The organism is Bradyrhizobium sp. BR13661, from assembly GCF_029892425.1.
Classification (GTDB): Bacteria; Pseudomonadota; Alphaproteobacteria; order Rhizobiales; family Xanthobacteraceae; genus Bradyrhizobium.
The window spans coordinates 102,839-110,415 of the sequence record NZ_JARXWB010000028.1; the positions used below are offsets into that span (position 1 = coordinate 102,839).

The window sequence follows — 7,577 nt, forward strand, 5'->3', positions numbered from 1 at the left end:
CGATCGTTAATGTTTGCCGCGCTATCAGCCGGAACCAAATCGATCTAGGATGGCTTATCCTGTGAATCTCCAGCGACAGGAGGGCTCGATGGGAACAGCAAAATTCGTCCTCGCAGGCGCTGCGGCCATCACCGTGCTTGCATCAAGCGCTTTTGCTGACGACCTGACCGGAATGGTCACCAGCATCAACAGGCTCAACAACACGATCTCGATCCAGCAGACGCAGAAAGGCACGGTCGGCGGCAGTGCCGGCGGCGCCGGCGCGCTGCGGCAGTACAAGGCCAAGGACGCCGCAATGCTGGATGCCGTCCATGCCGGCGACAGGGTGACGTACACCGCGACCGATACGGATGGTACGGGCATGCTGACGAAGTTGCAGAAGCAGTAGCAGTCTCACTTTGCAGCCATCCTTCGAGACGCCCGCCTTTGGCGGGCTCCTCAGGAGCCCGCCTTTGGCGGGCTCCTCAGGATGAGGTCTGGTTTCGCGGTGAGATGTTAGACCCTCGTGGTGAGGAGACCGCGAAGCGGTCGTCTCGAACCACGAGGCCTCCACCGCCACGTCTTGCCTCACTGCTCGGGCCGCGGCTCCGGCTGCGCGTCCTCCGTTGGCAACTTCGCGCGCTCCCAGCCGTCGGTGCCATCAGGATACCAGGCGACGTTGGCGTAGCCATACGCCAGCGCGCGCTTGGCGGCGTTCCAGGACATCCAACAATCGGCGAGGCAATAGAGCACCAATAGCGCGGCCTTGTCGCCGTGCGACGCTTGCGCAAGGCCGCGCTGGAAATAATCATCCATTGCGGCCGGCAGCGCGCCGTAGCCTGTGTCCGGCAGCCAGATACTGCCCGGAATGTTTCTCCGCGGCGCATCGCGCCACACCGTGCCTGCGGGAAGGTTCTTCGGCTTCGGCGCGCGCGGCAGCACGTCAATGAAAGCGCCGCTCTTCGCCCGCCAGATGGCCTCGGCCTCCGCCGTCGTCAGCACGCGTGCGCCTTCCAGCGTCGCCGGCACCGGCGCGCGGTAATTGTCGGTGCGATAGCCCTCCGGCTCGAACGGCTCCTGCTGCCGTGGCAAATCTTGCTGCGCCGAGTCCTGCTGCGCCGACGCCGGCACCGCCAGCACGGCGGCGACGAGCGCAGCGGCAAGCGGCCATCTCATGGCGCCTTCTTGGCCGCCTCCACGCCGAGCGGCCGATCGTTTTCATCGAGCAGAGGCACGCCAAAATCCAGCAGGATCTTGTTGATCTCGCCCTGGTTCTCCTGGATCAGCTTGTTGAGCTGCCGCTTCCAGCTCTGGTCGGCGGCGCGCACGCCCATGCCGATGCGATAGACCAGTTTTGGGCCGGTGGTTTCCTTCACCAGCGGCGTCACATGCATCGCGCCGGCCTTCTTGGCGTAATAGCCGGCCATCGGGCCCCACAACACGCCGGCATCGATTTTCCCCGAGATGAGATCGTCGATCATCGCCTGCGCCGAATTGTCGTAGCGCGTGTCGATCATCAGCGGATAGGGCTTGGCATCGCTCATCAGCCCGGCGATCGCCATGTTGGTCGCCGGCGGCGTGCCGGCGATGATACCGACATGCTTGCCCTTCAGCTTTGGATCCTCGAGCGTATCGACATCCTCGAGCCCACTGCCTGACTTGGCGACCAGCGCATAGGTCGTGCGGTAATAGGGATTGGTGCCCTGCACGACGTCGTCGCCCTGCGGGAAGCCCATGATGACGTCGCAGCGATGCGCACCGAGCGTCATGCGCACGAAACCCGTCGCCTGCGGGAAGTAGACGTAGTCGAGCTTCTTCTGCAGCTTGTCCGCGAACAGCTCGGCGAGCTTGTTCTCGATGCCCTCGCCCTTCTCGTTGGAGAACGGCATGTTGCGCGGATCGGCGCAGACCCGCAGCACTTTTGGATCGACCAGCTCGAACGAGAGATCGCCACCATCACTCGTCTGCGCGCGGGCGAATTTGCCGATCGCACACGACGCCGCCATCACGCACAGCAAGAACAACCAGCGACGATGTCGTCCGGCCTCCATCGCGCTTCCTCCTCATTTCATTCGAATGCTATCCATGCAACGCATGAACGCATCCTGTTTGCCAAACTTGGTGTTGGCTTTTTTGCTGCAGTGCAATGCGGCCAATCCTGAACCGAGGCGGAAAAGTGTCGCATCTCGCATCAAAGATCGCAGCCCTGTCCCTGCTGGCAGCAGCGACGCTAGCACGCGCCGGGGCGGCCGAATTGCCTGTGAGCGAAGTCGCCCCCGGAATCTTCGTGCACTCCGGGACCATCGCCCTGATGAGCCGCGAGAACGAGGGCGATATCGCCAATGTCGGTTTCATCGTCGGCGGGGATGCGGTGGCCGTGATCGACACCGGTGGCAGCCGGCGCGAAGGCGAGGAACTGCTCGCGGCCGTGCGGGCCAGCACCAGCAAGCCGATCCGCTATATCATCAACACCCATGGCCACCCCGACCATGTCTTCGGCAATGCCGCCTTTGTGGCTGAAGGAACCAGCTTCGTCGGACACAGCAAGCTGCCGCAGGCGCTGGCGACGCGCGGGCCGTATTATCTGGACAATTTCCGCCGCATCATGGGCGGGGAGCTGATCGATCCCGTGAAGATCGTGCCGCCCACCCTGCTCGTGAAGGACACGATGACGCTCGATCTGGGATCGCGCCTGATAACCTTGCGGGCCTGGCCGGCCGCGCATAGTGACAATGATCTGACTGTGTTCGACGAGACGACCAAGACGCTGTTTGCGGGCGATCTGGTGTTTCTGCGCCACGTTCCGGTGATGGACGGCAGCATTCGCGGCTGGCTCGCCCTGTTGAAAGAGCTGGAGGCCGTTCCGGCAGTCCGCGTCGTTCCCGGTCACGGCCCCGTGAGCGATTGGCCTGCCGCTTTGGCCGATGAACGGCGTTATCTCTCGACGCTGCTGTCGGATGTCCGTGCGTCGAACAAGAAGGGCGAGCCGATCCGGAGCGCGGCCGACAAGGCCGCCGCGACCGAGCGGCCCCTTTGGGAACTGTTCGAAGACTATAACGCCCGCAACGCAACCGCAGCATTTTCTGAAATTGAATGGGAGTAGCGGGCGCGCTACCCTCGTCGAACAACTGCGTCGTCCGTATAGGACCTTGACCATGATGGGATGCACACGCCGCCTGACTTTGATCGCCGCGCTCGCCGGCATCGCCTTCGCGCTGCCTGCGAGCGCCGAAGAGGCCTACGATCCCTGGCCTGGCCTGGTGCAGGACATCTTCAGCAACCGTCCCATGAACGACGGCGCTGATGTCATCGCCATCGAGATGCCCTATCGCGCCGAGGACGCCGCGATCGTGCCGGTGACCCTGCGCAGCAAGCTGTCGCCCGCAGACAGCCGCCGCATCCGCTCGATCACGCTGGTGATCGATCGCAACCCGGCGCCGATGGCCGCCAAATTCGATCTCGGGCCGGATGCCAATGTCAGCGAGATCTCCACGCGCGTGCGCGTCAATAATTACACCGATGTGCATGCGGTCGCCGAGCTCAGCGACGGTCAGCTCTACGTCTCCAAGGTTTACGTGAAGGCCTCAGGCGGTTGCTCGGCCCCGGCCGGCAAGAATGCCGAGGAAGCCAAGAACCACCTCGGCCAGATGCGTTACCGGCAATTCGCACGCGAGGACGCGCCGGCAAGCCGCATCCGCGAAACCCAGATCATGATTGGCCATCCCAACAATTCCGGCCTGCAGATGGATCAGGTCACGCAGCTCTATATTCCCGCCTTCTTCATCAACCAGCTGACGCTGACGCAGGACGGCAGCCCCGTGCTGTCGATGGAAGGCGGTATCTCGATCTCGGAAGATCCCAACCTGCGCTTCACCTACGTCTCCAACGGTGCCAAGCGTTTTCGCGCGGAAGCCAAGGACACGGACGGGCACGTGTTCCGCAATGAGTGGGACGTGGAGAAGCCGGGGACGTGAGAGGTGCTTTCTTCCCCTCTCCCCTTGCGGGAGAGGGTGGATCGCCGCGTGGCGGCGAGACGGGTGAGGGGTATGTCTCCGCGAACGCCTCTCACGCTTGAATGCTCGGATAGATACCCCTCATCCGGCGCTTCGCGCCACCTTCTCCCGCAAGGGGAGAAGGGAAGAAAGAACTAGAAACACCTCACCTCGGCCTCGGCCTGCGCCCGCCTGAGATCATTCATCGCCGAATTTGCCTGCTCCGAGGTCCGGAACTGGGTGCCGAGATTGCCGCGGACCTGGGACATGCTGAGCGCGGTCTCGGCGGTCACATAACGCTCGTAGGGGACGATGGAGGCGACGACGTCAATCGAGCACGAGCATTGCTCGATCGCCTGCCGTGTCTCGCCATTGGCTTTCATGCAGCCGTAGACATATTCCGCGCGCGCTGACGTCGGATAGTCATTGGCCTCCTCGGCGCGGGCTGCACAGGCGGTCGCCGCGAGCACGACCAGAGCAGCGACAATCGATCGTCCCGCAAACCTCATGTGCGTCCTCCCGCTGGTTGCGATGGAAGCTATGCTATGCCTATTGTCCTGAAAAGCACTCTGTCCGAGGAAATGGCTCACAAGGTGATGAGAGTATTGGCAAGAACAATAGTGCTCGTGATGATGCTGGCGCTGGGCGCGGCGGCCCATGCCGCTGATGTCATCCGCCTGGCGGTGCAGAAGACCGGGACGTTTTCCTGGGAACTGGCGACGATCCGCGAGGCCGGGCTCGACAAGGAGGCCAATCTGTCGCTGGAGGTGACAGAGCTTGCGAGCCCCGAGGCCGGCAAGATCGCGCTCCGCGCCGGCAATGCCGACATCATGCTGTCGGACTGGCTGTGGGTGTCGCGCGAGCGCGCGCTTGGTGCCAGGCTCACCTTCTATCCCTATTCCAGCGCGCTCGGCGCCGTGATGGTGCCTGCGGCCTCGCCGATCAAGACGCTCGCTGATCTCAAGGGCCGCAAGCTCGCCGTCGGCGGCGGTCCGATCGACAAGAGCTGGCTGCTGCTGCAGGCGCGGATGAAGCAGGACGGCATCGACCTCAAGTCGGATGCGACCATCGTCTATGGCGCGCCGCCGCTGATCGCGGCCAAGGCGCTCGACGGCGAGATGGATGCGAGCCTGAATTTCTGGAATTTCTGCGCCCAGCTCGAGGCCAAGGGCTTCAGGCGCCTCGCCGGTATCGAGGAGATTTTGCCGAAGTTAGGTGCCAAGGGCGCGGTCTCCGCGGTGGGTTATGTCTTCGACGAGGGCTGGGCTGCGGGCCATCGCGACACCGTGGCGCGCTTCATCGCCATGACCCGCAAGGCCAAGCAGCTGCTGGTCAGCTCTGATGCGGCCTGGGACAAGATCGCTCCGCTCACCGGCGCGACCGATCCCACAATGCTCAGGACATACCGCGATCGTTATCGCGACGGCATTCCGCGCCGAAGCATCACGGACGAGGAGACGGATGCGCGCGTGCTCTATCGCGTGCTGGCCGAGATCGGCGGCCGTGATCTGGTCGGGCCCGCGGCCGAGCTCGATCCCGGCACGTTCTATCACGCGGTCCCCGGAGACTGAGGTGCTGCGCCTTTTCTCTTTCGCCCTGTTCCTTGCGATCTGGTGGATTGCCGCGCTGTTCGTCGGCGGTGCCAAGCTGCCCTCCCCGCCCGCCGTGCTCGACGTCATCATCGCCGAGGCCGCGAGCGGTGCGCTGTTCCTGCATCTCGGCGCCACGCTTGCCCGCGTCACGCTGGCCTTCGTGCTGGCGATGTCGGTCGGCAGCGCCATCGGTTATCTGATGGGGCGGGTGAAGCTCGCCGACCGGCTCGGCGATCCCTGGCTGATCCTGCTGCTCAACCTGCCGGCGCTGGTCGTGATCGTGCTCGCCTATATCTGGGCTGGGCTCACCGAAGCCGCGGCGATCGCAGCGATCGCCATCAACAAGCTGCCGACCGCGGTCGTCACCTTGCGCGAGGGCACGCGCGCGCTCGACCGTTCGCTCGACGAGATGGCGACCGTGTTCGCGATGCCGCGTTGGCGCGCCTTCCGCCATGTCGTGCTGCCGCAGCTTGCACCCTATATCGCGGCCTCCGCCCGCTCCGGCCTGTCGCTGGTGTGGAAGATCGTGCTGGTCGCCGAGCTGCTGGGGCGTCCGAACGGCGTCGGCTTCGAAATCGGCGTCGCCTTCCAGCTGTTCGACACGCCGCGCCTGCTCGCCTATTCCCTGACATTCGCCGCGGTCGTGCTCGTCATCGAAACCGCGCTGGTGCAGCCGTTCGAGGCCCGCGTAACGCGGTGGCGGCCCCGTGCGGCTTGAGGTCGAGATCACAGGCAAGACCTACGAGAGCGCTGCGGGCGGAGCGCACGACGTGCTGGCGCCGATCAGGTTCGCGCTGCAATCCGGCGAGGTCGGCGTGCTGATCGGCCCGTCCGGTTGCGGCAAGAGCACCATGTTGCGCATCATCCTCGGGCTCGACCGCGATTTCTCCGGCCAAGTCGCGCGCCCGCCCGAGGCGCGGATCGGCATGGTGTTCCAGGAGCCGCGGCTGCTGCCGTGGCGCTCGGTCGAGCAGAACGTGCGGCTCGCCGCGCCCAATGCCTCTGACGCCAAGTTGTCAGAGCTGTTCAAGATCCTCGAGCTGGAGGCGCATCGCAGCCACTTCCCCGGCGAATTGTCGCTGGGCCTTGCCCGCCGCGTGGCTCTCGCCCGCGCCTTTGCGGTCGAGCCCGATCTGCTCGTGCTCGACGAACCCCTCGCCTCACTCGACGACGCGCTCGCCGGCCGCCTGCGCGACGAGATCGCGACACTGGTGGCGAGCCGCCCGGTGATGACTCTGCTCGTCACCCACAGTCTCGATGATGCCATCCGTCTCGGCGACCGCCTGTTCTTCCTGTCGCCGCGGCCGGCGCGTATCGTGCAGGAGGTGCCGATTTCGATTCCGCGCAGCCAGCGCAGCGAAGGCGAGCTCGCCAGGATCAGGACGGAGCTTGCGGCGTTGCCGCTTGAATCGAAATGACCACTCGTGGTCAACTGCATCATCAGAGATTGTCGAGGGAGGTCACCATGCGCCGTCAGCTGATTGCGATCGGCATCCTGTTGGTTGCGATGCCGGGCACGACGCTTGCGCAGACCAAGGGCAAGGGCATCCGGCTCTGGAATCTCACCAGCGAGACCATCTCCGGCTTCCAGCTCGCACCGTCAGGCAAGACCGACTGGGGTCCGAACCAGTGCCTGAACGACAAGGACAAGGAGGTCGACCACGACGAGCGACTGCGCATCACCGGGGTCGAGCCCGGCCGCTACGACGCCAAGGTCAGCTATCCCAACTCACGGCAATGCGTGGTCCGCGACATCGAGATCAAAGCGGACGCCGTGTTCTCGATCGCCGACAAAGATCTGAAGGACTGCACCAAGTAGGTTACCAGACCCTCATGGTGAGGAGCGCGAAGCGCGTCTCGAACCATGAAGGCCCGGCCGATACAGCTCGGCCTCGATCCTTCGAGACGCCGCTTCGCGGCTCCTCAGCGACTGTGTTCTTTGTCAAGCGGGTTGCCATGGTTTTTGGTCCCTGAGCATGGCGTTGAGGATGGTGAGAAGCTTGCGAGCAACGGC

Annotated in this window: 10 protein-coding genes; 7 read left to right on the forward strand and 3 right to left on the reverse strand. The window is 64.3% G+C overall.

Annotation, left to right across the window (positions count from 1 at the left end; translation table 11 throughout):
- Positions 1–88 precede the first annotated feature (88 nt).
- Positions 89–388 (forward strand): copper-binding protein, encoded by a 300-nt coding sequence (locus M2427_RS32995; protein WP_280710986.1) that lies wholly within the window; start codon positions 89–91, stop codon positions 386–388.
- A gap of 179 nt (positions 389–567) precedes the next feature.
- Here M2427_RS32995 and M2427_RS33000 read toward each other — a convergent pair whose 3' ends face one another.
- Both M2427_RS33000 and M2427_RS33005 read right to left on the reverse strand, forming a co-directional pair.
- Complete coding sequence (locus tag M2427_RS33000) at positions 568–1,155, reverse strand: PQQ-dependent catabolism-associated CXXCW motif protein (RefSeq protein ID WP_280710987.1); 588 nt, start codon at positions 1,153–1,155, stop codon at positions 568–570.
- Entirely contained in the window at positions 1,152–1,985 is an 834-nt protein-coding gene (locus M2427_RS33005; RefSeq protein WP_280710996.1) for a substrate-binding domain-containing protein, read from the reverse strand. Before M2427_RS33005 ends, M2427_RS33000 begins: the two co-directional genes overlap by 4 nt.
- 170 nt (positions 1,986–2,155) lie before the next feature.
- Between M2427_RS33005 and M2427_RS33010 the strand changes: the two genes are divergently transcribed.
- Both M2427_RS33010 and M2427_RS33015 read left to right on the forward strand, forming a co-directional pair.
- The gene (locus tag M2427_RS33010; RefSeq protein WP_280710988.1) at positions 2,156–3,082 is read left to right on the forward strand and encodes a quinoprotein relay system zinc metallohydrolase 2; all 927 of its coding nucleotides are present in this window, start codon (positions 2,156–2,158) and stop codon (positions 3,080–3,082) included.
- Between the two features lie 52 nt (positions 3,083–3,134).
- Positions 3,135–3,953: a quinoprotein dehydrogenase-associated SoxYZ-like carrier gene (locus tag M2427_RS33015; RefSeq protein WP_280710989.1), complete on the forward strand. Its 819-nt coding sequence runs from the start codon at positions 3,135–3,137 to the stop codon at positions 3,951–3,953.
- Positions 3,954–4,126: 173 nt separating this feature from the next.
- On the opposite strand, the gene M2427_RS33020 is transcribed toward M2427_RS33015, so the two are convergent.
- Positions 4,127–4,480, reverse strand: a complete 354-nt coding sequence (locus tag M2427_RS33020; protein WP_280710990.1) for a hypothetical protein — start codon at positions 4,478–4,480, stop codon at positions 4,127–4,129.
- A gap of 87 nt (positions 4,481–4,567) precedes the next feature.
- On the opposite strand from M2427_RS33020, the gene M2427_RS33025 reads away from it, so the two are divergent.
- Genes M2427_RS33025 through M2427_RS33040 form a run of 4 tightly spaced genes read left to right on the forward strand, consistent with a single transcriptional unit; the run spans position 4,568 to position 7,382 of the window.
- Positions 4,568–5,542 carry an ABC transporter substrate-binding protein gene (locus tag M2427_RS33025; RefSeq protein ID WP_280710997.1) on the forward strand — a complete coding sequence of 325 codons (975 nt, stop codon included), beginning with the start codon at positions 4,568–4,570 and terminating at the stop codon, positions 5,540–5,542.
- A 1-nt stretch (position 5,543) separates the two neighbouring features.
- On the forward strand, positions 5,544–6,281 hold the full coding sequence (locus tag M2427_RS33030; protein WP_280710991.1) for an ABC transporter permease subunit: 738 nt from the start codon (positions 5,544–5,546) through the stop codon (positions 6,279–6,281).
- Positions 6,271–6,981: an ATP-binding cassette domain-containing protein gene (locus M2427_RS33035; protein ID WP_280710992.1), complete on the forward strand. Its 711-nt coding sequence runs from the start codon at positions 6,271–6,273 to the stop codon at positions 6,979–6,981. The genes M2427_RS33030 and M2427_RS33035 overlap by 11 nt, the downstream gene beginning before the upstream one ends.
- 47 nt (positions 6,982–7,028) lie before the next feature.
- A complete protein-coding gene (locus M2427_RS33040) occupies positions 7,029–7,382 on the forward strand; it encodes a hypothetical protein (RefSeq protein ID WP_280710993.1) in 354 nt (117 codons plus the stop codon).
- Positions 7,383–7,577: the final 195 nt, after the last annotated feature.